The organism is Pararhodobacter sp. SW119, assembly GCF_017811755.1.
In the GTDB taxonomy this organism is placed as follows: domain Bacteria; phylum Pseudomonadota; class Alphaproteobacteria; order Rhodobacterales; family Rhodobacteraceae; genus Pararhodobacter.
On sequence record NZ_JADDJF010000018.1, the window covers coordinates 1 to 25,025 of the forward strand.

The following is a 25,025-nucleotide window of genomic DNA, read 5'->3' on the forward strand; positions in this document are numbered from 1 at the left end:
CAGGAAAGGCTGAACGCCAGCTTCTGTCCAGGTAACGGGCAAATCCACGGCTGGGCCGCCCATAGGGGGGCGGAACGCGCCTTCAGCGGGAACCTCGGCGACAACGGTAAGCACGACAAGCATCTCTTGCCCACCGCGCCCGTGCTCATGAGCTACGGCGCGAGAAACGGCCTTCACGAGGCTCATGGGGCGGTCGAGAGGCAAGGGGCCGCGAGGGGTGTGGACTACCTGCGCCAGGTCTGACACGGCGTTTTCGTCCATGACGAAGGCTGGATCCATGTTCAGCACAGGCGACCAATCAGCCTGGAACACGGAGGGACCGAAGGGGATGCTGATCGGCGCCCGAACGCCGCGATGGATGCGGTTCGTACTTGCCTGAGCCGCATAGCTGTCGAAGCCCTGCTTGTCGGCGTCCGAGGGGTCGATCTGCAGGCCATGGACATAGCGGCCGATAAGATTGCGGCCGGCATAGGTGAAGGCGTGCGTGTCGTCGGTGCTTTCGACCCGGCGGCATGCCGGATCGGTCGCGGTCAGCTTGAGGCCTGGCTGCATCACCACGAACCAATCGCCGGTGCAGTACTGTCCGACCTGCGCGGGTTCGTTGAAGAAGAATGTCACGCCGTCCTTTTCGACGCTCGTGCGCAGTTCGATCGCCGCCGGCGTGTAGTCGGGCTCTGTCCCAGCATCTTCGCGCTCGAGCGTTATCTGGAAGCTGCTCGCGGCGCTGCCGCCAGAGTTCTGCGCGGTCACGGTGACTGTGCCGGAGGTCCAGCTGCGGTCCGTGTCGATCGAGACGCGGCCGGTCGTGACGTCGATCGTCACCCCCTCGGGGCCCGTCACGGCGAAGCGCAGGTTCTCGCCGGTGAAGTCAACCGCGACTTCGACCGTCCGGATGCCCTCGCCGTGATCGAGGATCTCGTCGGGCAGCGCCTTCGCCGCGGTGGGGGCGGGATAACGCGCGACGATTCCCTCGGTCACGGCAGAGCCTTCGCCCTCGCTGTTGCGCGCCGTCAGGCGACAGGAGAGCGTGGCAAGGTCATCCTCGGGCCGGATCGTGTAGTCGGGGCCGGTCACCCCGGGGATCGAGGTGCCGTCGCGCCGCCATTCGTAGCGGAGTTCGGGCGCCGGCTCGCCGGTGGCGAGCGTGCCGTTCAGCGACAGTTCCGTGCCGATCGTGCCGGTGCCGACCAGCGTCGGTGTTTGCGGGAACCGCGGCGCCTCGAGTGCGGCCGGCGCGGCATTGACGATGAGGCGGAGGATCCCGCCAGGAAGCTTAATGGACATCATTCACCTTTTGATGGGGGATTGTGGTGTTTCAGGCACCAAAGGAAAAGAGGTTGTGCCGAAATCACCCTTCCCGAATACGGAGGACGACGGCGCCCGACCCGCCCGGCGGGCTATCGTAGCCGAAGGCGCCACTGCCGCCTGCGCCGCCACCCAGCCCGTCGACGCCCCTCGCACCGATTTCGTTCGCGCCGCCGCCGTTGCCGCCGCCGCCCAGGCCGCCTGCGCCGCCCGGGATGGCAGTCGAGCCGCCACCGGCCCCGCCGCCGCCGTAATGGGCCGCCGCGCCGGTGATCGCGCTGGCAATGCCGTCGCCGCCATTGCCGCCACGGGTTTCCAGGCCGTCCTGGCCGGACCCGCCAGCACCGCCGCCTCCCGATCCATGCAGCGTGCTGAGGGGCGAGGAGCCGCCCCCATGGCCTGGATTGCCTGCCCCGCCCTGCGCCACGCCGCGGCAGGAACCGCCGCCGTTGCCGCCATTGGAGCCATTGCGCTGGCCGGCCGCAGCCGTGCCGCCGCCGCCGCCGCCCGCTGCTTCGATGCCGGCGAAGGCCGAGGTGCCGCCCACCCCGCCGCGGGCATTCGAGACGAAGGTGCCGCCGGCGCCCACGGCGACCGGGTAGGTCCCCGCCTCTACCGCCAGCGGGCTGGTGCCGGTATTGGCACCCTCGCCCGCGACGAATTTCGTCACCCAGCCGCCTGCCCCGCCGCCCGAGCCGCGCTGGCGCGACCCCGCCGCCCCGCCGCCGCCAACTATCAGGTATTCCACCTCACCGGGCTTGGCGAAGGTGATTGAGCCGCCGGCCGGGTCTTCGAAGCGGTAGACGGCGAATTTTCCGTCCTGGGTGTCGATCACCGTCTTGGTGCCGCCCGCGAAGCTGTCGACGGCCGCCCAGCCGTCATGCACCGCCGCCTCGATCTCGAAGGCGATCGACTGGACCTCGGAGAAGAGCCCTTGGTCATCCTGCAGGACAGCATGCAGGTGCCAGGCGCCCGGATCGAGCTTGGTAAGGTCGATGTCGTTCGAGGCCGTTCCCGACCCGACGGCGAAGGCGCCCGCGGCGGCGCCTCCGGCTGCGATCTCGGCCGCGCCGAGCTCTTTCTGCGCATCGATCCGCCAGAAGAAGGTACCCGGGGCATCTGTCGCCCACGACAGCGAGGGGGGCGTGGTCTGGAGATCGATCACCAGCGCCGAAAGGACCGGGGGCCGGGCTGCCGCCTCGACCGTTATGGCAAAACCGCGCTCGACCGCGCCACCGCTGTTCTCGGCGCGCACGACCACCGCGGCGGCCTCCATCACTGTCTCAGTGGGAAGGCTCACCCGGCCGGTCGTCGCTTCGACCGACACGCCGGCCGGGGCGGCGGCCAGGCTGTAGCTCAGCCCCTGCCCGGCAAAGACTGCGCCGGCCTCGACGACCTGCATCCCGGTGCCCTCGGTATAGTACACGTCGGCCAGTTGGCCGGTTGCCACCGGCGCGGGGTAGACCGCCTTGCGCGGCGCACTCTTCACCGCGGCATCACCGGCCTGGTTGGTCGCCACCACCCGGCAGAGGATCTCGGCCCGGTCGTCGGCCGGCTGTAGGACGTAGCGCATCTCGCTCGCACCGGGGATCGTCGCACCGTCGCGGCGCCACTCGTAGCCCAGGACCGGCTTCGGCGTGCCGCTCACGCTCAGCGGGCTGAGGATCAGCTCTTCGCCGATCAGCCCGCTGCCCAGGATCTCGGGCACGCCGCCGAAGGCGGGCGGTTCCTGCACCTGCAGGCTGAAGGTCGCGCTGTCCGAGCCGCCGGAATTGACCGCCGTCACCGTTACCGCGGTTGCAGCCATCGGATCGTCAGTGACGACCGAGACCATGCCGGTCTGCGGATCGATCGTCACGCCGATGACCGCATTGATGCTGAAGCGTAGATTTTCACCCATGAAGCTTGCCTCTGTTCTTATGGTTTGCAGACCGCTGCCGCGGTCCAAGGTCTGGTCGGGAAGGGGAAAGGCGCGGGGCGGCGACATCCCGATAAGGACGGGTTTGCGCCCGCGCTGTGTGGTGGCGGAAAGGGACAGGCCCAAATGCATGGCGGCCGGTCCTCAACTCAGCCCCACAAGCCCGGTTGCCGTCGTCCCGGTCGCCAGCACCTGGCGCAGGCGCAACGGATAGGACATGCCCGCCTGCATGCCGGCGAAGGTCACCGCTTCGCCCGAGATCATTCGTACGCGCAGATCGCCCGCGCCGCCGACGTAGATGGCGCGGGTTGCCCGGGGCAGTTCCGCGCTGTCGCTGGGAACGATCGCCTCGGCCCGCTCGGCCGGCGCGGTCAGGCTCGTCTCGTGGCGGCGGAAGTCATCCTGCATGGCAGCTCCGGGATCGGGGGACGTCGCGGCGGCGGGCGGTTCGGAGCGAGAGAGGTATCGCGAATCTCTGAAATCCCTGACGCCTGACCGTGCGCTGCTTCCGCAACACCCCGGCTCCGCCTTGCGGAGTGAGACGCGGTATATCGTCGCTGACTATCCCCGGTGACAGCGCTTGCAGGATCGGGCAGTCTTGCATCCATGTGGTTTCCCCTGCTGCCGGCCGCTGGCCTTGTCCTTCTCATTGCTGCCGCACCGGTGGGTGCCGACGAGACGCCGACGACGGGGCCTCTGACGGCACCCCCGTTGCGGATCGGGCTTGAGCAGCTGGCCCCGGGTCCGGCCCTGATCTCGCATGTTGCACCCGGCCCCGACCGGGCGGCACTGACGGACTTGCCGGTTCTTGACGCAGGCGTGCGCGACGAGGCCGCGACCCTGTTGCGCAGCCTGGCGGCGCGGGGCCGGGCGGCGGGGCTGGTGGGTGTGCTCTACGACAATCGGGATGCGGGTCATTCCCTACTGGACGTTTCCCGTTTTCCCCAGCTTACGCCTGTGGAATACGCCGAGGACGCGATCGCCGAGCGTCTGCACTACAGCCTGGCCGGGCCGATCCTGTTTCGCAGCCCGGTGATCGGCAATGCCTCGGTCGCGATGACCTCGGGTCTCCTGCAGCGCAGCATGGGACGGCTTGCCATGACCAGTCCCGGCGGGCCGGAGCGGGCGGCGATCGCCTATCTGTCCAACCACCTCTATGTCTATCCCGAGCATCGCGACCACGACGATGTCGACCTCTATCCGGCGAACTGGCCCTACACGCTTTTCAGCCAGGGGTCGTCCTACAGCGACCGCCCTTTCCTCGAGGCGCTGGTCTATGCGCTGGCCGCCTTTCGCCCCGAGACCCGCGCCCGGCTCGAGGCGGAGCGGCTGATCGCGCCGACGCTGCAGATGGTCCTACGCCGATCGCTTACCACCGTGCGCTCGCGGGAGGCGTATCTTTCAGGCGTTGCCCATCCGACAGTCTTCCGGCGCGGGGATCTTGCGGCGCAGCGGATGGTGGCGCTGGCCAATGCGATCACCCCCGCCGATATCCCTCCGCTTGTCGTGCTGCGGGTGGAGGCCGAGAGCTTCCGCCCCGTGGCCGGGCTGGCCGAGATGTCCGAGGGGCTCTTCGACACGCCCGCGGCGATCGCCCGCATCTGGCGTGGCTGGGAGAGCCGCAAGGAAATGATCGTCTCGGCAGCGGCCACTCGCGATCCGAACGGGCGGCCGCTGACCTTCACCTGGGTGCTGCTGCGTGGCGATCCCGAGAAGGTCCGGATCACGCCGCTCGATCCGGCGGGCACGCGCGCGCGGATCACGCTCGACTGGCACGACCGCTATCCGATCAGCCCGCACGGCCCGCGTCTGACCGAGCGGGTCGACATCGCCATCATCGCGCATAACGGCGTGCATGACAGCGCGCCGTCCTTCGTTTCGGTCAGCTTTCCGACGCATGAGTTGCGCCGCTACGAGGCCGGGCCCGACGGGATGCTGCGCCTGCACGAGATCGACTATGACGCGGTGGCGCGCGAGGCCCGGTTCGATCCGGTGCTGCACTGGTCGGCCCCCTGGCGCGACGTCTTCGACCATGACGGGGACGGCCGGATCACCGGCTGGACGCGTCATCACGCCGACGGCGGGACCAGCACGCATGTCCTGCCGGAAGGGGCGACGGGCTATCGGATCGTCCAGTCGGGCAACAGGGTGCCGCGTCTGGCCCCGCCCGAAGCCGCCGAGGCGTCCGAGGGAGGCGAAGACGGGCCCCCCGTCCTGGACGGATCGGACGGCCTGCCCGACCCGGCCGAGGCGGACACCCCCTGACCCTCGTTCCGGCGCGTGGGGCGAGGGCATGATCCCCGGTTCCGGTCTCGGCCCCTTTCGGTAGGGGGCGTGCAACTTGCACACCCTGCCCTCTCGGGCACGAAAAGCGTCTGCATATTGCGCAAAATGCCTCTGGCGTGAGAAATCGAAACGAAAAATCGCCTCAGATGAAATGAAGCGACGTTTTTCGACCCGCGACTTTCGCGCGATTTTCGGGTCGTTTTGGGGTTGGGGGCGTGCCGCATACCATATCTGGTGGCTCGCGCGGGCCGTGCGGCGCCATTTTCCGTCCGTGCCCGGTTAGTTCCTTGCAACAAAGATCGCTTGTCTTGCGCCGCACCCGATGAAGGTATATACATATGTATACACAAGGAGGGCGCGATGATAAAAACCAGGATCCGGAAAGTCGGAAATTCCGCTGTCATGACGCTGACAACGGAAATGCTGACCATACTGGATGCCAAAGAGGGAGACACCCTCTTCGTGGTGCGTGGAGATGATGGAAGTCTCAGGGTCATGGCGCATGACCCCTCCGTGGCCGCCGCGCTTGCGGCTGCCGAGGTCGTGATGGATGAGAACCGCGATCTGCTTCAGGCCCTTGCGTGAAGACACCCGTCTGGGTTCCGCTTGCCGCTGTCGTCATCATCCACGATCGGCAGATTTCGCGACATGGCGGGGCATCCGGGATGCGCGACATGCCCCTTCTGGAGATGGGCTGTGCCCGCGCGATGAATGCCGCCTATTCGAATGCGGGAATCGCGGAGATCGCAGCAGCCTATGCCTTCGGGATATCGAAGGCCCAAGCCTTCGTGGACGGCAACAAGCGCACGGCTTTCGTGACGGCCGTCACGTTCCTGCGCCTGAATGGATACGCCTTTCGTCCCGATCCAATCGATGGCGTCAGGATGATGGAAGCCCTGGCGACGGGGAAAGTCGACGAGGCCGGGTTTGCAGAATGGCTGACAGCCGGCTTGAAGCCGATCTGAGGCTTCGAAGATGGTCGCGGGGCGATAGGGCGCAATTCGGTCGATCTCCGCAGCGATCCGGCGCGGCTTTCAACGTCCACCGGGGGGCTGGACCGGCGGCTTACTTGCCGGTGCAGAGGAAGACGACGCGGATGGTTCCCAGGATCACCCTCAGGTCGGTGATCAGCGACATCTTGCGGTCATAGGCCGCGTCGAACTTCGCGCGGCTGGCGAACGAACTCCGGTTGCGCTGGGAGATCTGCCAGAAACCGGTGACGCCGGGCCGCAGGCGGTAATAGGCGGTGCCCGGGTAGAGAACCTGCTGGCAGGGCATCATCGGGCGCGGGCCGACAAGGCTCATGTCGCCGCGGATCACGTTCCACAACTGCGGCAGTTCGTCGAAGGAGGAGCGGCGCAGAAAACCGCCCAGCCGGGTGATGCGGGGGTCGTCGTCAAGCTTCTGCGACGTTTCCCATTCCGCGCGCGCTTCGGGGTTGGTGGCCAGATAGCCATCCAGCAGCGCGTCGGCATCCGTCACCATGCTGCGCAGCTTCCACATCCAGAAGGTGCGTCCGTCCTTTCCCACGCGGCGCTGGCGGTAGAAGGGCTGGCCACCGTCGCGCCATACCAGGATCGCCAGAAAGGCGACCAGCGGTACGAACACAGGCGACGCGAGCACGACCAGCAGGATGTCGACGATGCGCTTGATGCTGTTGCGGTAGAAACCGCGGGTGGCGGCGAAATCGGAAGAAGACGGAGATCTGGACAGTACCTCGGCATGCGGCTCGAAATGATTCAAATGAACCGTCATTCTTTGTCCTCACCCAAACTGGCCCGAATCGTGGACCCACCACCACACAAGGGCCGAATGACACACACATCGCCGTCGGCCCGATCAATCACACGACTTTACAAGAATCTGTCAGGAATTTGCAGAGAATTATTCCGATTCTGGCGGAAAAAAGCCAATGGCTGGTTAATGATAGGCCTTGACAGTGGGTTGCCGGGATGCGCTTCGGGGATCTGCGTCCCGCGCTTGCAACCAGAGCGGGCGACACTCCGAAGGCCCTACAACCCGGGCTTCCATCGGCGGAGGAAAATTCCGTCGGGGGCGGTTTCAGGGCGGGGTGATTCGAAGGTCACGAGCGATGGGCAGGCGAATCGTGAAGCCGGCGTGGAAAGATCAACGCCGATAGACTAAAAGACCTGATCCTCCGGCCGAGCCGGAAAAGCCGTGCGCGCGGCACGAGGGACAACGCAGATGCAGATGACTGGTTCGCTCGATCTCTACAACGATTTCTTTGGCCTGACCGAACGCCCCTTCTCGCTGGTGCCGGACCCCGACTTCCTGTTCTGGTCGGACAACCACCGCCGCGCCTACACGATGCTTGAATACGGCCTGATGACCGGCGCGCCGATCACGCTGATCACCGGCGAGGTGGGCGCGGGCAAGACGACGCTGGTGCATCACCTGCTCAAGCAGCTGCCAATCGAGATGACGGTGGGGCTGGTGTCGAATGCGCAGGGCGACCGGGGCAAGCTGGTGCGCTGGGTCTTGATGGCGCTGGGGCAGGAGGCCCCGACGAACGAGCCCTATGTCGACCTCTTCAACCGGCTGCAGACCTTCCTGATCGACGAATACGCCGCCGGGCGGCGCGTGATCCTGATCTTCGACGAGGCGCAGAACCTTTCCCGCGACGCGCTGGAAGAGTTGCGGATGTTCACCAACATCAACTCCAACAAGGACGAGCTGGTGCATCTGGTCCTTGTCGGCCAGCCCGAGCTGCGCGACATCATCCGCCGGCCCGACCTGAAGCAGTTCGCGCAGCGCGTGGCGGCGAGCTTTCACCTCAAGGCGATGGATGCCGAGACGGTGCGCGCCTATGTCAACCACCGGATGGCGAAGGCCGGCGCCAAGACCGAGATCTTTTCCGAACGCGCCTGCAAGCTGATCCACAAGGCGACGGGCGGCGTGCCGCGGCTGGTGAACCAGCTGTGCGATTTCTGCCTCGTCTATGCCAGTTCGGACGGCCAGGCCGGGGTGAAGCTGGAAACCGTGCAGCGGGTGCTCGACGACGGGGTGTTCTTCGGCGCCCTCTCCGAGCCGCTGAAGGACGACTGAGCCCTTCTCCCCCGGATATCGAACCCTGCGCGGGCCTGACGGATGCAGGGTCGGCGCGCGCCGCACGAGGGACCGCCATGCCCGATTTTGCCAGCCTCGACTTCTCCGACCTGCCCAAGCAATGGATCGTCGCGCCGAGCCCCCTGCCCGATCCTGTGGCGGGCAAACGCGACCGTTTCGCCGGATACGATCTGGCCATGGCCGACGCGGTGCCTGTCCAGATCCTGCGCGACGCGCGCGGCGCCGAGGTTGGGCGCCTGATCGGCTGGCCGATCCACGGCGAGACGCTGCATCGCGCCGACGGCACTCTCCGCCTGGCCGAAGGCGAAGGCCCCGAGGATTTGTTCGACACCCTCGGCGGGCGGTTCGTCCTGCTCTGGCAGGCCGAGGACGGCCGTGTTTTGCTGCGCGAGGATTCGGCGGGCAGCCTGCCGGCGATCTTCGCCCCCGCTGCGGGGATTGTCGCGGCGACGGTCACGCTGATGGACCAATTGCACCCGCTGCCGGTTGCGACAGAGGTCGAGGCGATCTTCGATTTTCCCACCCGCCGGGGCTTCCTGCCCTTCGGCCTGACCCCGCGGCAGGGGGCGCACCGGCTGATGCCGAACCATGCGCTGGACCTTTCCACGATGAGCACGCGGCGAGTCTGGCCCGATGCCGCCTTCGCCGCCCGCCCCCCCCTGACTGACACCCGGATCGCCGCGGGCGTGGCCGAGACCGCCGCCATCCTGCGCCGTCACATGACCGCGATCCTGAAGCAGGGCGAGACGGTGCTCTACCTCAGCGGCGGGCAGGATTCTCGCACGGTCCTGGCCGCGGCGCGCGGGATGACCGAAAACCTGCGCGCCGAGACACTGGGCGACGCGGGGCTGCTCGATGCCCATGTCGCGGCCCAGGTCGCCCGCGCCGCCGGCATCCCGCATGCCCGCGTCTCCGTCCTGCCGGTCTCGGGGACCGAGATCGAGACCTGGCTCACCCGCTCGGGCCGGATGATGTTCGACCCGGTGACGCTGCTGTCGGCGACGGCGGTGAAGATCCACACCGGCAACCACCCGATCTCGGGCACCGGGGCCGAGATCATGCGCGCCTCGAACTGGGGCGCGGACGACCTGGAGGCGCCGGAGATCGACGTCGACCGGCTCCTGGCGCGGGTGCGCATGCCCGACTTGCCGGTGACCCGCCGCGCCGCCCAGGCCTGGATCGACAGCCTGCCGCCGATGGATGCGGCACTGGCCATCGACCTTGCCAAGATCGAGCAGATCCACGGCTGCTGGTCCGGCGCCGAAGCTTATGGCCACCCGCTGCCATTCCCCACGCTCAACCCTTTCTCCGGCCAGCAGTTGAACGAGATCGCGCTGGCCATGCCGGGGAAGTATCGCCTGTCGAACGCGATGTTCGGCGAACTGATGCGCAGCCTCTGGCCCGAGCTTCTGGAGGTGCCGATCAACCGCGCCACGGGCCTTTCCCGCCTGCGCTTCTGGCGCGCCGAGATCACCCGGATGATCCCCGCGGGATTGCGTCGGAAGCTCAAGCCCTTGCGCTAACGAGGGCTCGCCCTGAGGTTGCGTAAGTAACTGAAAATACAGCTTTGTTTTCCATTCTGTACACGTCACCTTCAGCCGGCCGGATTTCGGCGCGATGGTTTTTGGGGTGAAGAATGTTCTGGAAAAAGCTCTTTCTCGTTTTGATCGTCTGTCTGGGAATTTCAGGACCTTTGGGGAGCCAGGCCCGCGCCGACAGCTGTTGGTCCTTTGAAGGAAATTTCTGGGAGGCATCGTCATCTGTCATGAGGGGGGTGCTGCATGACTGCATGCGGGAGTGGTACGTCCCGGGCATCGACATAAGGCCTTTTCAGTGGATGGGCTGGGGCAATGGTTCGTCAGGATCGGTTTCGATGCTTGAATGGCTCGGCGGCGAAGAGGACCATGCCGTCGCAATCTTCGATTTTCGATACGACCTTTCCCGGCACGGATTCTCGTCGTCCTTGGACGATCTTCCTCTCGGAACGTCTTTTTCATCCATCTCCTTCAGCATGAACCCACAATACATGGGCATTACCCTCGACGAATGGGCGTCGGGCGTCATGGCCAAGGGAACCGCGTCCCTGGCTTCTGCCAGACTGGATTTCGTGCTCGCCGGGCCTGTCGTCCTGACCGAACGCCCGGATAGCAAGGCGCTCTTTCTCTCGAGTTTTGCGAACGCTTACGGTGGCTGGGGCGAGTATGGCGAAGGACAATACATCGACCATCTCGGCACATGGGCCAACCTTTCTGGATTTCACGCGGATGTCTTGAAGGTGGTTCCCATCCCCCAGCCCCCCGCCCTGCCGCTCCTGCTCGGTGGCCTCGCCGGACTCGGCTGGATGGCGCGGCGGTCGGGATCGAGAACAGCTGTCGGCTGACCCCCGACCCTCCCCGCCTCGTCTTGCGACACGGCTCCGGGACCGTTGCAACCAGTCTTAGGCCTTTGTGTTCTGGGGCCGGGGAGGCTGGACAGAGAGTTGTGCGGACTTCACCCCCTGCAACTCGCAGGCCATCCGACCCACCGGCGTATCGGCTAGGCCGCCCCAAGAGTCTTCGAATATGTCCGGATCCCAGTTGTGGTTGGCTTCCAGAAGAAGCACGCCCTCTTCGGTTATGGCTACATCCCAACCAAGGGTTTGCAAGGGCAGCATCGCATCTGCGGCACGCGCCACGGTGTCGCGAAGAAGTTGCCAATGTGGCACGACTATCCCCTCGAAAACCACGCCCGTATCCGGGTGATGGTCATAGACCTTGGTGCTGAACTTCGGCTTCTGGCGGCCGACAGACTGAAGCTTCCCGGACTCCACGTCGATTCCGATGGACACTCCCCCCGCCGATCCGTTGTCCACGATGCTCTTGCCGACGCCGGCCTTGAGAACCGCGGCACTGTTGACCCAATGATCCTCAACGCGAAGCGTGTCTATGCGCACGGTGTTCGCCGAATGCGGCGAGAGTTCTTGCAGCAGTGGATGCTGACGAATGCGCGGCTGGACAATGACGTTGCGTGCAGTCAACACGAAGGTCGCGACATCATCCCCTGGGCGGATCAGCCGGACATCTCTCCCCATTCCTCCGTCGATTGGTTTTACGAAAAACTCACCCTCGCGGACCAGCATTGCCGCGTCTTCGGGTGCAAGCACCTGTCCATCGGGACTCTGGATCGCACCCGCTGCATCGATCGTGAATACCTCCCGGATCGTCGGCAGGCCGGCGGCTTCGATCCGCTCCCGGAAAAGCCGCTTGTCTTTGACAAACTTTTCTGCCTCTTTCGGATTAAGTTGGTTCTGCAAGCGCCGGATGAAAGCATATGGAAGTCGGTCCTGCCAATCTGCCGGCGCCGTTTTCATATAAAGGCCGTAACGCAAGTACTGCACGGGGGGATATCGATACCGCCAGAACATCTGGGCGGCCTCCACCGCTTGTCTTGCCAAAGATTTGCGGCCCGGCGATGCCAGCATTCGTTGAAAACGCTCTGCGTGAATTCCGCGCCAGTTGCGCACAAAACCTTTGAGCTTCATCAACCATTCCCTTTTAAAGCCGCCGACCCGGTCAGCCTACACCGCGATCACGGTATCTAAGAGGATATGCGTGGTTTTCGCCAGTAATTTTCCCAGCCCAGTCCGGCAAAGCACGGGCCGACCAAAGCTTCAGTGACTTCCAGGCCCGGATTGAAGTTCCACTCGAGAATGACGACCGACCCATCCTCCTCAACCGCAAGATCCCAACCAATCAACCGAACGTAAGGGAAGGCGGCATGCAAGCGCCGGGCCAATTCGACGGCTTCGGGGAAGCTTGGCAACGGATGCCCGTCGAAGACAATCCCCGTATCGGGGTGTATCTCGAACTTTTGCCAGTTCGCATCATATCCCGGGCTGCTCAGGCAACCGGTCGTGAAGTCAACGCCGGAAACGAAGCGCTCTCCCGATCCAACATGTGGCTGCCCTCGTCGGCCCATCCGCAGGGTGCTTCCCCGAGTAGAAACTTGCCCACTCTCATCCAGCCAGGTGAGAATGCGCAGGGTCGCAATCGGGCCGGGAGAGACCGCAGCCAAGTCTTTGTGTTGCGTAACGAAGCGCTGGAAGACGCCACTGCCGAAGTGTGTGAAACACGCGGTGTCGAATTGAGCGGAATCCAGTACACTTATTGATCGTGCCCCAAAGCTTGCATCTCCCTTGAAGATTATTTGATCATGATCATCTGATATCCTTTTGAAGAAATCCGATCTTGACTGTGCTTCACCACTAGCACTGATAAACATACCGTTGCTGAAGTATCCAATATCCGGAAGGGGTGCCTCCGGAAGCAACCGACGCGTGATCGTCTTCAGGCCAGATACTCTGAAAAGGTGGCCAGATGCAATTTGATCGACATGGCGTTGGCGATAGATCGCCGGAATCCATTCCCGGCGAAACTCTCCTGCTACAGCAGTGTTGAGCGCCAAGGGAAGCCAGTAGTCTTCTGACCCAAGCACTTCCCGGGCATGGGCACGAATCTGCTCGCGTGTACTGCTATCGATTTTACCGTAGATCTTCTCAAGCTTCGTCAGCTGAGATTTTTGACGCCAGCGCCGAGATTCGCGGTTCTTTAGGTCATCAAGTTTGCGTACAATCCTGGCCGGAGCATTGACCGAAAGCCGCGCAAAGTTTTTAAGAGAGGTCGATGAAAAATAACGATTAAGCATCATCTGCCTTTCGAGAATTATCTACGAATCTGTTCATTGTTCCGCACAATAGAGGCTTGTCAAAGACCGCTTGTCTTCCGCGAGGCTTTCAGCCTCCTTGGGGTTCCAATTGCGCAAAGTGCTCCTGATCACCATGAAATTTTAGCCTCTGAATGGATCAGATACGACGCACTCGTGCTCATCCGGATGACAGACCTCAGTTGCCGGCTTCTTTTCTAGGCTTCAGTCCATGCAATTCGCAGGCCATCCGCCCGACCGGGGTATCAGCCAGTCCGCCCCAGCCAATCTCGAAGATGTCGGGATCCCAGTTGTGGTTGGCTTCGAGGAGCAGCACGCCGTCTTCGGTGATGGCCACATCCCAGCCGAGAGTCTGAAGCGGCAGCATCACCTCGGCGGCGCGTGTGACCGTTTCACGCAGCAAGGCCCAGTGCGGCACGACGAAATCCTCGAACACCACGCCCGTATCGGGGTGACGTTCATAGACCGCGGTACTAAACTTTGTCTTCTGGCGCCCGATTGCCTGAAGCGTTCCCGACTCCAGATCGATGCCGACAAACACACCGCCGGCCGAGCCGTTGTCCACGATACTGTCGCCGACGCCGGCCTTCAGCACCGCGGCACTGTTGATCCAGGCCTTGCCAACGCGCAGTGTGTCAATCCGTACCGTATTCACCGAATGCGGCGAAAGCCGATGCAGAAGCGGGTGTTGGCGGATGCGGGGCTGGACGATAACCTTGCGTGCATCGGCCACGAAGGCTTCCACATCATCCCCCGGGCGGACCAGTCGAGCCTCCTTCCCCTGGATGCCGTCGATGGGCTTCGAGAAGAACTCGCCCTCGCGGATCAGCGCAGCGGCATCTCCGGGTGCAAGCTCCTGGCCGTCCGGATCGCGGGTCATCCCTGCCGCATCGACCGTGAAGACCTCGCGGATCGTTGGTAGGCCGGCGGCTTCCATACGCTCTCGAAAAAGTCGTTTGTCCTCGGCAAACTTTATGGCCTCTGCCGGATTGAGTGACTTCTGCAGACGAAAGATAAGCGGGTGCGGAAGGCGTTCTTTCCAGTCCGACGGAGCAGTTTTCAGATATAGACCATAACGCAAATATTGTGTGGGAGGATTCCGATACAGCCAGAACATCCTGGCTATTTCCACTGTCTGGCGTACGAATGACTTCCGATCGGGAGACGCCAGCATCCTAACAAATTCCGTGTGATAAAGTTCGCGCCAATTACGAATACGTGATTTCAACCTCATCATTAATTCCCATGGTTGATACGCGCCAATTGCCCAACCGGCGTGTTGCCAAGCCCCCCCCAACCTGCCTGAAAGAGATTTGCGCACCATTTGTCGTTCGCTTCGAGCAGGATCACGCCGGTCTCGGTGATCACGACATCCCAGCCTAGGCTTTCGAGTGGCAGCGCGGCCTCGGCCGCCCGCCTGATGGTTTCGCGCAACAGATCCCAGTGTGGAAGAACAAGTCCTTCGAAAGCGGAGCCCGTAGTGGGGTGATGGGTGTAGAGGCGATCGCCAAACTTCATTCGCTGACGGCCAAAGGGACGCAGCGTTCCAGTCTCGATATTAACGCCGACGATCAGTCCCCCGGCCGAGCCGTTGTCCACAATGCTGCCGTCGACCCCCAGCTTCAACACGGCGGCGTTGCTGATCCAGCGAGCCCCATCGCGCATCGTGTCGATGCGCACGGTGTTGACCGCATGCGGATAGAGGCGGTCGAGCAGTGGATGCTGACGGATGCGGGGCTGGACGATGGTGTTGCGCGCCTCGGCCAGGAAGGCGGGAACATCGTCACCGGGGCGGATAACGCGGGCGCCGCGGCCATAGGTACCGTCGGTTGGCTTGGCGAAGAACTCTCCCTCCTGCAGCAACACGGCGGCGGCCCCGGCATCCAGAACCGCGCCGGCGGAATCACGGATCACGCCCACATGGTCCAGCGTCAGCACTTCGCGCACGACGGGCAGGCCCGCTTCCTCCATCCGCTGCCGGAAGAGTTGCTTGTTTTTGGCGAGGATGCGCGCCTCGACCGGGTTCAGGCGTTCCTGCAGGTAGCGGATTAGGCGCGGCGGCATATAGGCGTCGATCGGCTCGGGTGCCGATTTCAGATAGAGGCCGGCCTTGAGATACTGATAGGGCGGATACCGGTAGCGCCGAAAGAGCTGCGACGCCTCCCGCAATTGCTGGATGAGCGGCTTACGGTCACGGGCTGCAAGGTAGGGCCGAAGCTCTTCGGCATGGATCTCTTTCAGCTTGTTCAGGAGCGAGCCAAGACGCACCAATATCACTCCTGAAAGACGACCCGGGTGCGGCGGGGCACCATCGGATCTGAAGTTGCGCGAAGAAACGGCATTTCGTCTGTCATCCTCAGGTTTTCAGCGGTTCCGACGCGATCGGTACGGATGCGCCAATGTGGCGCAGCCCGTGCTTCTGCGCGGCGTAGCGGCCGATTGTCGTGTCACGCAGGCCACCGCAGCTTTTTTGCATGACATTGATGTTCCAGAAATCGTTCGCCTCGACCAGAAGCGGGCCGTCCTCGGCGATGGCCACGTCCCAGCAGAGCGTGCGCAGGTCCGGCAGGGACAGGGCCGCGCGGATGACCAGATCCTTGACTGCGTCCCAGTGCGGCAGTTGATAGCCCTCGAACGCCACTCCAGTATCAGGGTGGCTTTCATAGGCGGTGTGATCGCCAAAGCGGGACTTCCGGTAGGCCAGCGGAAAGAGCTTTCCGGTCTGAAGATCGATGCCGACGGCCAGTCCCCCTGCCCCCCAGTTGTCGAAGACCATGGTGCCGGATCCCATCCGCAGCGCGCTGGCACTGTGCCGAACGTTGCCTCCGTCAAGGAAACTGTCCAACCGGATCGTGTTCAGCGCACGCGGAAAAAGCGCCGAAAGCGCCGGATGCTGGCGCACGCGGGGCTGGATCAGCGTGTCCACCATCCCGGCCAGGGCCTCGGGGGTCAGATCCTCGGCGCGCACCACTCGGACATCACGACCGAAACTGCCGCGTACGGGCTTGGCGAAAAGATCGCCGGTAAGGGCCGTCGCCGTCTCGCGGAAGACCTCATGGGGCACAACCTCGTCACGGGCGTTGCGCAGAACACCCCCCTCGGTCACCAGGCACGAGGGCGTGATGCAGCGGACGCCATGGGCATTCATGTGCGCCTCGAAGCGGCGCTTGTCGCGCACGATGCCGAGTTGTGGACCGCGGTTTTCAGCCTCCTGCACGTTTCGGATCAGCATCGACGGGATAAAGGCCAGGATGTCGCCCGAGAAGTCCTTCGCGTAGAGTTCGTACTTGACGTACTGGTAAGGTGCGTAGCGCCAGTAGCGCCAGAGTCGGTACATCTCGGCCAGTTGCACGTACAGCGGCTTCTTGCCCCGGTAGCGAAGATAGGGGCCGACCTCGCTGCTCAGGAAACTGCGAACGGCCGAGGTCAGGGTACCCATGGGATCCGTCCGTTTCCTGTCTGCGCGAAGACCTCAAATCCATCCGCCCGCAGCGATTTCCGGTAAAGGAATTTCGCGCGCCGTTCTTTCATGGTGCGCAGGATGGTGTCCAGCCTGCGATATTCGGACGACCCGTAGGCATAGGCCCCCGTGGCCAGGGCGTACTGAGTTCGCCGATAGAGATCGGGGGTGAACTTGTAGTGCTTTATCGGCAGCAGAATGTCGGAAGCGACAGGCAGGTCGGACCAGTGCGAATTGAGGAAAATGTCCCCTTCCTGCCATTTCACCACCGGCAGCTTGAAGGTCCAGTTCGCCGATGCATAGGCATTTCCGCGCCGCAACCGACGCAGGAGGCGCCACAAGATCGTCTCGCGTTTGAGGTAGTGAGATCTCAGCCGAGCGCGCACGCCGTGGTGCAGCATCGTCGGCTGTTCCGTGCCGTTCAGCTTCAGATGTGGCTCACCATCGAAATACCAGTCCCCGTCGGGATCGAACTCCGTGTTGCTTCGTAATGCCGAGACATCTTCGGGATACAGGTCCAGCATCACGCCAGCCACGCCGCGTACGCCCATCTTTTCGGCGTGGCGGAACAGGTCGGGGAAGTCCATTTTTTCAGGCAGGACTATGAATTCGTCAGCATCCAGGACCAGCGCCCAGTTTCCCAGGGTGAAGCGGCGCAGCAGAAGGGTTCTCCAAGCATGCACCATGCGAACCCTGCGCCGGTCCGGATCCGGATCGTCGGGAAAGATAGGCTCTCCGAAATGGCGGTCACTTGCTACCAGCAGCACATCGTCCTGAGCGGCCAGAAACTCTCGGCTACCATCGTCGGAACGGTCATCAAGCAGGACGAAACGTTCGATCCCCAGTCGCCGGTAATAATCCAGGAAATGGGGCAGGAAATAGAGTTCGTTCTTCACGACTGCGGTAACGCTTGGACCGGCTCGATCCGCCAGATGCGCGTTTGCGACCACTCGCAGATCATCACAATGCTCATACATGTTGCACACACTCGTTCTGATCTCAGTCTGCCTCCGCAGGCAGGCTGTCGAGCGTCTCGCGCGCGGTAAGGAACTGCGGCAACGGGCTGTTGCCGGCCAGTTCCAGGGCATGTTCCAGCGCGACGCGGGCGTCTGCGGGGCGTTCCAGCGCCGCGTAGGTCATGCCGAGGTGATATTGCACCAGGGCGCTTTCGGGCAGTCCGGCGGCGGCCGGTTCGAGATGTTCGAGCGCTTCGGCATAGCGGCCGCGGCGATAGGCAATCCAGCCGTAGGTGTCCTGGAAGGCCGGCATGTCGAGCCCGCGCAGGCGCTGTGCCACCGCATGGGCGCGTTCGAGGCTTTCATCATCGTCGCGATGGATCGACAGGAGGCTCGCAAGGTTGTTGGCGATCAGCGTGTTGTTGCGATTGGCCTCGTAGAGGCGTTCGTAGATGGCGATCGCCCCCTCGAAATCGCCGGCGCGCTCCATCTCGCCGGCGCGCAGCCAGTTCAGGAAGACCGACTCCGGCATGCGGTCGAGCGCGGCCTGCAGGGTCGCGCTGGCGGCCTCGGCATCGCCGGACTGCACATCGAGTTGGTAGAGCGCGCGCACCGGCGCCTCGTCGGTCGGGTACTCGGCGATCAGCGCGACATAGGTCGCACGGGCATCGTCCAGCCGTCCCTGCGCCGTCTGCAGCCCCGCCATCAGGAAGCGCAGCGACGGATTGGACGGATCCTCGGCCAGCCGCGCCGTCAGATATTCCTCGGCCTCGGCCATGCGGCCGGCCTGCAGGTGGCCCTGTACGACCAGCGCGGCGGCGCGGACATCGGCCTCGCCGCTCTGGATCAGTCCCTCCAGGAAGGCGATGCTTTCCTCGGTGCGGCCCTGGGCGACCAGGAAACGGTTGCGCAATTCGTTCGCGGCGGCGCGGGCCTCGGTCGTGCCCAGCTGCTGCAACGCGGCGATCATCGATTCCGCGCGTTCCCATTCCTGCAGCGCCAGATGGACCTGGCCCAGAACCAGCATCAGGTCGGCGTTCTGCGGATTGAGGCGCAGCGATTCCTGCAAGGCGGCGCGGGCGGTGGTCAGACGCTCTTCCGACACCAGGTAGCGCGCGTAGCGCAGCGCTTGCTCCGGCGCCTGTCCAGAAGCCTCCATCGCCAGCGCCAGCCGGTCGCCCATCAGTTGCCGATCGCCCATCCGCTCATGGGCTTGGGCCAGCAGGGTCAGCGCGCCCACATCGCGCGGCGCCCGGTCGAGCGCCCGGCGCAGAAGCGCGATGGCTTCCTCGGGGCGGTCGGCCCCGATCTGCCAGCCCGCCTGCATCTTCAGCGCCTCGACATGGCTGCCGTCCTCGGCAAGGATCGTCTCGATCTGCGCGCGGGCGCCGACGCTGTTGCCCTGCGCCTGGTAGACCCGCGCCAGAACCAGGCGGATATCGCGCAGCCGATCCGAAGCGGTGCCACCCTCGACCAGTGCCTCAAGCTCGGCCACGCCCTCGTTGACGCGCCCTTCCTCGATGTTCAGAACCGCCCGCGTGGCGCGGAAGGTCTCGGGATGGTTGCCCTCCGCGATCAGCCGGTCCAGTTCGGCAAAGGCCGCGTCGCTGCCTTGGGTCTGGCGCAGGAACCGTACTACCGCCACCGCCTGATCGGGGGTCTCGGCGCCCTCGGCAAGCTGGCGCAGGAAGGCTTCGGCGCCTTCCAGGTTCTCGGTCGAGATGTACCACTGGATAAGCCCGCTGCGCAGCGCCTCGTTCTCGGGGAAGCGGCGATACATCTCTTCGAACTGCTCGGTCGCGGCAGGCACGTCGCCCCGCGCGATCAGAAGGCGCAGCTTGACCTCCTGGTATTCCAGGTTGTCCGGGTCCTCGGCCAGCGCCGCCTCCAGTTCGGGCATGGCCGCCTGCGGGTCCTCGCCGGCGAGAAGCTCGTTGATTACCACCCGGCGGGCGATGATCCGGGCGCTATCCGAGACCGTCTCGTCGCCCAGCGTGGCTTGTGCCAGCTGCACCGCCTCCGTCCGCCGGGTGCCGTCCTCGGCGACAAGCGCCTCGCGGTATTCGAGCGTGGTAAGCATCGCTTGGACCAGAGAGTCCTCGGGCGCCAGGGCCTGCGCCTGAGTGATGTGGCGCTCGGCCTCTTCCCAATCGCCCGAAGCCAGCGCCATCTCGCCAAGCGCAAGGCGGCCGTCCAGATCCTCGGGGTATTGTTCGACGAGGCGCAGGTAGTGCCCGTAGGCGTCGCGCAGATTGCCGCGCTCGCGCATCAGGCGCGCATAGGCGGCGCGGGCCTCTCGGTGCTGACCGTCAAGGTTGAAGACGTTGCGGAACTCCACCAACGCGCGGTCGATGTCGCCATCTTCGACCAGCGCCATGCCGGACTGGTAATGCGCTTCGGCCCGTTCCGCCGCGCTGTCGCATTGACCGAGGATGAGAGGCAGCGCGACAAGACCGGCAATGAGGGCGGGAGAACGCAATATCATGGTCAATCCACTCAGAAATCCGGGGGCGGAGCACCGTAGCGATGCGCTAACCCGGCAAGGTTACGATGCCATGAAGTCTATGCCAGCTTGCGCCCCGATGCGAGGGGGGAAGCGGCTCACGTCTGCGCGCTTAGCGCTTACCCGGAGGGCCTGACCGTCGCCAACGGAGCCGGTATCCGCTTTTCCCGGTTCAACTCATGCTGAATAAGTGGGAAAATACGCTTTCGGTAATGGCATGGTGACCATCCTGACGCTAAAGGGGGCATGAGTTTGAGAAATTGCGCCAGGGGCGACGCCCTGTGGACGGGACCCTGTCCATACCGGCAAACAGTGTCATGATGCGACCGGCCGGGTCGAATGGAGAACCTGCATGAGCTTCGACATCAAGTATTACCTGTCGATCTTCTGGCGGCGGTTTCCTTATTTCCTGATCGTCGCCACGCTGATCGGCGCGATCGGCGTCTCTGTCGCTTCGGTCCTGCCACCCAGCTACCGGGCCGAGGCACTGCTCCTGGTCGAAAGCCCGCAGATCCCGACCAACCTTGCGGTCTCGACCGTGCAGACCGATGCCGCGACCGAAGTAGCGATCATCGAGCAGCGGCTGATGACGCGCGCCAACCTGATCGACACAGCCAACCGGCTGGGCCTTTACAGTGATGCACCCGGGGTGTCGCCCGACCAGGTGGTCGCCGACATGCGCCGGCGCATCCAGATCCGCTCGGCGGGTCTGGGAAGGCGCTCGACGGCGGCGCCGACCGTGCGCGTGAGCTTCCAGAGCCGCGATCCGCAGATGTCGGCCCGGGTCGTCAACGAATTCGTCGGCATGATCGAGCGCGAGAATGTCGACATGCGCCGCGGCGTGGCCAGCGAAACGCTGCGCTTCTTCCGCGAGGAGGCGAACCGGCTGAGCGAGGAAATCAGCATCCGTCGCGCGCGGGTGCTGGATTTCCGGGTAGAGAACCGCGAGACCCTGCCCGAGAGCCTCGATTTCCGGCGCTCCCAGCAGGGTCGACTGGAAGATCAGTTGCGCCAGCTGTCGCGCGAGGACACCCAGCTTGAGCAGCGCCGCACCGAACTTGTCGCACTGTTCCAGAGCACCGGCCGGCTGAGCACCGAACCGAGCGCGCCCGAGCGCGAGCTGGCTCAGGCCCGCGAACAGCTTGCCAGCGCGCTGCGCCTCTATTCGGCGCAGAACCCACGGGTGCGCGTGATCCAGGCCCGCGTTTCCGAACTGGAAAACATGGTAGAGGAACAGACGGGCACGCGCGGCGAGGCCGCTTCGGCCGAGTTCGAGCAACTGCTCGCCTCAATCGACGATTCTCGCGCCGCGCTGGACGAGGAGCGCGCCCGCATCGAGGCCGAAATCCTGGCGCTGCAGGAAACGATCGACGCCACCGCCACGACCGGGCTCCGCCTGGCCGAACTGGAGCGCGAGCTTTCGGCGATCGAGGCGCAGCATCGCAACGCCGTCGACCGGCTGACCCAGGCGCAGATGGGCGAGCGGATCGAACTCATGTCCCGTGGCCAGCGGATCACGGTGCTGGAACAGGCCTCGGTGCCCAATGCGCCCACCAGTCCCAACCGCCCGGTGATCGCCGCCGCCGGCGTCGGCGGGGGCATGGCGGCCGGACTGGCGCTGGTGGCGCTGCTGGAGTTGCTCAATCGCTCGATCCGCCGCCCCGGCGAGATCACCCGGCGGATGGGCATCACGCCCCTGGCCACCCTGCCCTACGTGCGCTCGCGCAAGCAGCAGATGGCACGCCGGGCTATCATCGGGGTGGCGCTGTTTGTCACGCTGGTCGGGGTGCCGGTCGCACTCTGGGCGGTTCATAATTTCTACCTGCCGCTCGATCTGCTGATCGACCGGCTTTTTGATCGGCTGGGCATCAATCGCATGTTGCAGAACTTCATGTGAATGTTGTCCCGCCGCGGTCTGGTGCGGCCTGAATTGGCGGGTATTCGAGAGGACGGGTTATGGAACGGATCCAGATGGCGCTGGAAAAGGCGCGGGCAAAGCGGACCGGCTCGGCGGGAACCAAGCCCGCGGCCCACGATCCCGCGGAGCCGGCGGGTCCGACCGCGGCGAATGCGGATGCACCGGCCCCCGCCGCACCGAGCCAGACGGCAGCAACCCCGGCTCGAACCCCCCCCGCCCCGCCGGACGCCCCCCGCCCCGCCGCCAGTTCTGCTAACGTAGCTGAAATCGCACCCGAGATCCGCGCGCGCTGGGAAGCCCTGCCCGCCTTCACGCCCAAACCCGCGCTGATGGCCAGCAACCGGATCATCGGCTATGCCGGCGGCCGTGACGCCGGACCGGTCGACATGATGCGCACGCGCATCCTGCAGGAGATGCGCAAGAACGGCTGGCGCCGGCTGGCTGTCACCTCGCCCAATCCCGGTTGTGGCAAGACCACGACCTGCCTCAACCTCGCCTTCAGCCTGGGCCGGCAGGCCAACCAGCGCACGGTTCTCGCCGACCTCGACATGCGACGGCCCGGCCTGGCGCGGATGCTCGGGCTGCAGCCGCCACACCGCTTCGCGCAGGTGATCGCCGGCAAGGCCCCGGCGCGGGATCACATGGCGCGCTACGGCACGAACCTGGCCTTCGGCACCCTGGACGCCCCCGCGCGCAACCCGGCCGAGTTGTTGCAGGGCGCCGAGATCGGCCCCGCGCTGGCACAGATCGAGACCGACTACGCGGTCACGATGATGGTCTTCGACATGCCGCCGATGATGATGAGCGACGACATGATGGCCTTCGCCCCGCATGTCGACTGCGTCCTGCTGCTCGCCGGCGCCGAAACCACCGCGCTCGACGACCTCGACCGCTGCGAACGCGAACTGGCCGGCGTGACCAATGTCCTGGGCGTGGTGCTGAACAAGTGTCGCTACATGGAGCCCGGCTACGGCTACGGCTACTACTGAGCCGCCGCACCGTTCCTGCGGAAGACTGCTGGGCGCTGAGGTCTTCTACTCGCTCAGGGAGGCCCAGATCCTCATCAAACGGTGGCGCCGCCACTACAACACGGTCAGGCCGCATAGCTCGCTGGGCTATCGGCCACCCGCAACGGAGACCTTCGTCCCGATAGACCAGAGACCGACGATGCACCAACAATCGACCCGCACGGCCTATTCGTCGAAGCACTCCGCCAGCAGCCCGTCGACCATGTCCTGACCCTTGCGCCGCTGGGCGGCGGCCACCGCCTTGCCTTGGTAGTAAACCTTGCTGCGCTCATCGCGTTGCGCTTCGAGGGCCAGGGCGGCCTCCACGCCCTCGGGGCCGAGCTGGCCCAGCTCGGTATGCACGCGGCTGCGCGAGACATGCGCGCCGGTCCCAAAATGCGCGCGCCAGACCTTGGAGGGGTAGGTTCGGGCGAGGATGCGGCCGTCCACGTCACGGAAGAGCGGCAATTCCTCGTTCATGGCCCGTTGCCGCATCTCGTCGAGCCAGGCCGGATCGAGGCCACGCAGCACCAGCGCATCGAGAAACGGCGTCAGCACCCTGTGCAGGGCGCCCCGCAGCGGCTCATCCTCCTTGGCGGTCTCGATATCGACCCGGTAACGGGTGCCGTCGAACCGGACGTCCCGACCCCAGCAGAGCTGCCCGTCGCGCCGCCGGAGCGGCAGCAGCGTCCAGATGGCGACGACGGCGGCCTCGTTGAGCAGGCGCAGCGCGGTCTGACGCCGTGCCGCCTCGGCGCTCTCTGCCAGAAGGCTCGCGGCCAGCGTCCAGGTGGCCTTGAGGCCGGGCAACTTGTCGAGCCTGGCGAATTTCAGCGGAACCACGGTTCCCAGTTGCCGGCGCAGCACGTTCTCATGGGTGCGCAAGTCGGCCAGTATCGCCGGATCGAGCCCGAGCGCCGCGCCGAACTGCTGCAAACGCATCACGGCGGTATGCCGTGTCGCGGGCCGGTTGCCCTGGTCACGGTATTTTGGCGCCTCGCGCGCCGCCGCATGGGCCGCGCGCGAGGCTTCGAACCGGCGCACGCCCTCTACGGAAATCTCGACCGGGGCGCCTGCGTCGAGCTGCACCTTCGCATACTCGCGCAGCACGTCCTCCATGCTGTCGACGAGAGAGGCCGGCGGCACAGCAACATGCAACGGCAGGGCGCCGAGGCGCATGTTGCGCAGCAGCGATTGCCACGCGTCGGGAAGCTCGGAGACATCGACACGCCGCACCGCCGCGGCGCGCAGGTTCCGTTTGCCGCAGACCGGGCGCGCGGGGGTCTTCGTCTTGATCGCCGCCGCCAGGACCACGTGCACCGCCGGATTGCCCGGCAGCAGGCGGTCGAGCGCGGATTTGAGACCGCGCAGACGCCGGCTTGAGCCGGTATCGGCGGTGAACGCCAGGTAATCCGCCTCGGTGGGCACGGTCACGCCCCGTTCCTCGGCGAGGGCGAGGAACCGCGCCAGCAGACGCAACTCCTCCAGCGGTACCTCCGCAAAGGCCGGCAGGTTGCGATAGGGCGCCAGCAGCGTATAATTGCGCAGCGCCTCACGGTTCCGCCAGTCGCAGGCCCGGCTGCGCGGGCGTTTCGCGCGGATCGCCGCGCGGACCGTGTCGCACACGGGCGTGCCTGCCGGCAGCAGCCGGTCGAACGCGACGCGCAGGTCGTCGAGCCGCCGCGTCGAGCTGCCTTCCCCGGCGAAGGCCAGAAAGTCGCCGACCGCCGGCACGGTGACACCGCGCACCTCGGCGAAGGTGAAGAAGCGGTCCAGCGTGCGGAGTTCGCGCAGATTGACCTGCGCCATCCCCGGCATCTCCCGGAACGCGTCGAAGTGGCCCGCCGCGAGGATGTCCTCGCGGCCTCTCGTGTCATAGGTCAT

20 protein-coding genes and 1 pseudogene are annotated in these 25,025 nt (G+C 65.0%); 9 read left to right on the plus strand and 12 right to left on the minus strand.

Annotated features, from left to right (window positions below; genetic code table 11):
• From IM708_RS11895 to IM708_RS11905, 3 genes are all read right to left on the minus strand, one after another.
• Nucleotides 1–1,284 (minus strand): hypothetical protein (locus tag IM708_RS11895; RefSeq protein ID WP_209426779.1); only part of this gene is annotated, 1,284 nt, incomplete at its 3' end.
• Nucleotides 1,285–1,348: 64 nt separating this feature from the next.
• Entirely contained in the window at nt 1,349–3,205 is a 1,857-nt protein-coding gene (locus IM708_RS11900) for a glycine-rich domain-containing protein (protein WP_209426781.1), read from the minus strand.
• Between the two features lie 162 nt (nt 3,206–3,367).
• A complete protein-coding gene (locus tag IM708_RS11905; protein WP_209426783.1) occupies nt 3,368–3,631 on the minus strand; it encodes a hypothetical protein in 264 nt (87 codons plus the stop codon).
• Nucleotides 3,632–3,829: 198 nt separating this feature from the next.
• On the opposite strand from IM708_RS11905, the gene IM708_RS11910 reads away from it, so the two are divergent.
• From IM708_RS11910 to IM708_RS11920, 3 genes are all read left to right on the plus strand, one after another.
• Nucleotides 3,830–5,488 (plus strand): hypothetical protein, encoded by a 1,659-nt coding sequence (locus IM708_RS11910; RefSeq protein WP_209426785.1) that lies wholly within the window; start codon nt 3,830–3,832, stop codon nt 5,486–5,488.
• A gap of 381 nt (nt 5,489–5,869) precedes the next feature.
• A complete protein-coding gene (locus IM708_RS11915; RefSeq protein ID WP_209426787.1) occupies nt 5,870–6,094 on the plus strand; it encodes a transcriptional regulator/antitoxin MazE in 225 nt (74 codons plus the stop codon).
• Nucleotides 6,091–6,474: a type II toxin-antitoxin system death-on-curing family toxin gene (locus tag IM708_RS11920; RefSeq protein ID WP_209426788.1), complete on the plus strand. Its 384-nt coding sequence runs from the start codon at nt 6,091–6,093 to the stop codon at nt 6,472–6,474. The genes IM708_RS11915 and IM708_RS11920 overlap by 4 nt, the downstream gene beginning before the upstream one ends.
• A gap of 100 nt (nt 6,475–6,574) precedes the next feature.
• On the opposite strand, the gene IM708_RS11925 is transcribed toward IM708_RS11920, so the two are convergent.
• Complete coding sequence (locus IM708_RS11925) at nt 6,575–7,264, minus strand: sugar transferase (RefSeq protein WP_209426789.1); 690 nt, start codon at nt 7,262–7,264, stop codon at nt 6,575–6,577.
• Between the two features lie 456 nt (nt 7,265–7,720).
• Between IM708_RS11925 and IM708_RS11930 the strand changes: the two genes are divergently transcribed.
• The 3 genes from IM708_RS11930 to IM708_RS11940 all read left to right on the plus strand — a co-directional run bounded on the left by IM708_RS11930 (nt 7,721) and on the right by IM708_RS11940 (nt 10,976).
• Nucleotides 7,721–8,575 carry an AAA family ATPase gene (locus tag IM708_RS11930; RefSeq protein WP_209426791.1) on the plus strand — a complete coding sequence of 285 codons (855 nt, stop codon included), beginning with the start codon at nt 7,721–7,723 and terminating at the stop codon, nt 8,573–8,575.
• A 77-nt stretch (nt 8,576–8,652) separates the two neighbouring features.
• Nucleotides 8,653–10,119: a hypothetical protein gene (locus IM708_RS11935; RefSeq protein ID WP_209426793.1), complete on the plus strand. Its 1,467-nt coding sequence runs from the start codon at nt 8,653–8,655 to the stop codon at nt 10,117–10,119.
• A gap of 113 nt (nt 10,120–10,232) precedes the next feature.
• Nucleotides 10,233–10,976 carry a hypothetical protein gene (locus IM708_RS11940; protein WP_209426795.1) on the plus strand — a complete coding sequence of 248 codons (744 nt, stop codon included), beginning with the start codon at nt 10,233–10,235 and terminating at the stop codon, nt 10,974–10,976.
• A gap of 57 nt (nt 10,977–11,033) precedes the next feature.
• Here the strand turns inward: IM708_RS11940 and IM708_RS11945 are convergent, their stop codons facing one another.
• From IM708_RS11945 to IM708_RS11975, 7 genes are all read right to left on the minus strand, one after another.
• Nucleotides 11,034–12,116, minus strand: a complete 1,083-nt coding sequence (locus IM708_RS11945) for a sugar-transfer associated ATP-grasp domain-containing protein (protein ID WP_209426797.1) — start codon at nt 12,114–12,116, stop codon at nt 11,034–11,036.
• Between the two features lie 56 nt (nt 12,117–12,172).
• Nucleotides 12,173–13,282: a sugar-transfer associated ATP-grasp domain-containing protein gene (locus tag IM708_RS11950; protein WP_209426799.1), complete on the minus strand. Its 1,110-nt coding sequence runs from the start codon at nt 13,280–13,282 to the stop codon at nt 12,173–12,175.
• A gap of 193 nt (nt 13,283–13,475) precedes the next feature.
• A complete protein-coding gene (locus tag IM708_RS11955; RefSeq protein ID WP_209426801.1) occupies nt 13,476–14,414 on the minus strand; it encodes a sugar-transfer associated ATP-grasp domain-containing protein in 939 nt (312 codons plus the stop codon).
• A gap of 119 nt (nt 14,415–14,533) precedes the next feature.
• Entirely contained in the window at nt 14,534–15,565 is a 1,032-nt protein-coding gene (locus IM708_RS11960; protein WP_209426803.1) for a sugar-transfer associated ATP-grasp domain-containing protein, read from the minus strand.
• Nucleotides 15,566–15,653: 88 nt separating this feature from the next.
• Nucleotides 15,654–16,736: a sugar-transfer associated ATP-grasp domain-containing protein gene (locus tag IM708_RS11965; RefSeq protein ID WP_209426805.1), complete on the minus strand. Its 1,083-nt coding sequence runs from the start codon at nt 16,734–16,736 to the stop codon at nt 15,654–15,656.
• Complete coding sequence (locus IM708_RS11970) at nt 16,724–17,734, minus strand: glycosyltransferase family 2 protein (RefSeq protein WP_209426807.1); 1,011 nt, start codon at nt 17,732–17,734, stop codon at nt 16,724–16,726. Before IM708_RS11970 ends, IM708_RS11965 begins: the two co-directional genes overlap by 13 nt.
• A 22-nt stretch (nt 17,735–17,756) precedes the next feature.
• Nucleotides 17,757–20,198, minus strand: coding sequence for a tetratricopeptide repeat protein (locus tag IM708_RS11975; RefSeq protein ID WP_209426809.1), 2,442 nt, complete (start codon nt 20,196–20,198; stop codon nt 17,757–17,759).
• 370 nt (nt 20,199–20,568) lie between these two features.
• On the opposite strand from IM708_RS11975, the gene IM708_RS11980 reads away from it, so the two are divergent.
• The 3 genes and pseudogenes from IM708_RS11980 to IM708_RS21275 form a co-directional block, all read left to right on the plus strand.
• The gene (locus IM708_RS11980) at nt 20,569–22,113 is read left to right on the plus strand and encodes a Wzz/FepE/Etk N-terminal domain-containing protein (RefSeq protein WP_209426811.1); all 1,545 of its coding nucleotides are present in this window, start codon (nt 20,569–20,571) and stop codon (nt 22,111–22,113) included.
• 59 nt (nt 22,114–22,172) lie between these two features.
• The gene (locus IM708_RS11985; protein ID WP_209426813.1) at nt 22,173–23,123 is read left to right on the plus strand and encodes a CpsD/CapB family tyrosine-protein kinase; all 951 of its coding nucleotides are present in this window, start codon (nt 22,173–22,175) and stop codon (nt 23,121–23,123) included.
• Between the two features lie 15 nt (nt 23,124–23,138).
• Nucleotides 23,139–23,373 (plus strand): annotated as a pseudogene (locus tag IM708_RS21275) (integrase core domain-containing protein); the annotation flags it as partial.
• On the opposite strand, the gene IM708_RS11995 reads toward IM708_RS21275, so the two are convergent.
• The gene (locus tag IM708_RS11995; protein ID WP_209426815.1) at nt 23,328–25,025 is read right to left on the minus strand and encodes a hypothetical protein; all 1,698 of its coding nucleotides are present in this window, start codon (nt 25,023–25,025) and stop codon (nt 23,328–23,330) included. The pseudogene IM708_RS21275 and the gene IM708_RS11995 sit on opposite strands and share 46 nt — an antisense overlap.

What these genes read in the sequence shown, in the direction of transcription:
- IM708_RS11965 (WP_209426805.1), bottom strand. Translation starts at nt 16,736, where the DNA reads ATGGGTACCCTGACCTCGGCCGTTCGCAGTTTCCTGAGCAGCGAGGTC.
- IM708_RS11975 (WP_209426809.1), bottom strand. Translation starts at nt 20,198, where the DNA reads ATGATATTGCGTTCTCCCGCCCTCATTGCCGGTCTTGTCGCGCTGCCT.
- IM708_RS11955 (WP_209426801.1), bottom strand. Translation starts at nt 14,414, where the DNA reads ATGTTCTGGCTGTATCGGAATCCTCCCACACAATATTTGCGTTATGGT.
- IM708_RS11950 (WP_209426799.1), bottom strand. Translation starts at nt 13,282, where the DNA reads ATGATGCTTAATCGTTATTTTTCATCGACCTCTCTTAAAAACTTTGCG.
- IM708_RS11995 (WP_209426815.1), bottom strand. Translation starts at nt 25,025, where the DNA reads ATGACCTATGACACGAGAGGCCGCGAGGACATCCTCGCGGCGGGCCAC.
- IM708_RS11910 (WP_209426785.1), top strand. Translation starts at nt 3,830, where the DNA reads ATGTGGTTTCCCCTGCTGCCGGCCGCTGGCCTTGTCCTTCTCATTGCT.
- IM708_RS11985 (WP_209426813.1), top strand. Translation starts at nt 22,173, where the DNA reads ATGGAACGGATCCAGATGGCGCTGGAAAAGGCGCGGGCAAAGCGGACC.
- IM708_RS11970 (WP_209426807.1), bottom strand. Translation starts at nt 17,734, where the DNA reads ATGTATGAGCATTGTGATGATCTGCGAGTGGTCGCAAACGCGCATCTG.
- IM708_RS11940 (WP_209426795.1), top strand. Translation starts at nt 10,233, where the DNA reads ATGTTCTGGAAAAAGCTCTTTCTCGTTTTGATCGTCTGTCTGGGAATT.
- IM708_RS11945 (WP_209426797.1), bottom strand. Translation starts at nt 12,116, where the DNA reads ATGAAGCTCAAAGGTTTTGTGCGCAACTGGCGCGGAATTCACGCAGAG.
- IM708_RS11935 (WP_209426793.1), top strand. Translation starts at nt 8,653, where the DNA reads ATGCCCGATTTTGCCAGCCTCGACTTCTCCGACCTGCCCAAGCAATGG.
- IM708_RS11915 (WP_209426787.1), top strand. Translation starts at nt 5,870, where the DNA reads ATGATAAAAACCAGGATCCGGAAAGTCGGAAATTCCGCTGTCATGACG.
- IM708_RS11900 (WP_209426781.1), bottom strand. Translation starts at nt 3,205, where the DNA reads ATGGGTGAAAATCTACGCTTCAGCATCAATGCGGTCATCGGCGTGACG.
- IM708_RS11980 (WP_209426811.1), top strand. Translation starts at nt 20,569, where the DNA reads ATGAGCTTCGACATCAAGTATTACCTGTCGATCTTCTGGCGGCGGTTT.
- IM708_RS11930 (WP_209426791.1), top strand. Translation starts at nt 7,721, where the DNA reads ATGACTGGTTCGCTCGATCTCTACAACGATTTCTTTGGCCTGACCGAA.
- IM708_RS11925 (WP_209426789.1), bottom strand. Translation starts at nt 7,264, where the DNA reads ATGACGGTTCATTTGAATCATTTCGAGCCGCATGCCGAGGTACTGTCC.
- IM708_RS11905 (WP_209426783.1), bottom strand. Translation starts at nt 3,631, where the DNA reads ATGCAGGATGACTTCCGCCGCCACGAGACGAGCCTGACCGCGCCGGCC.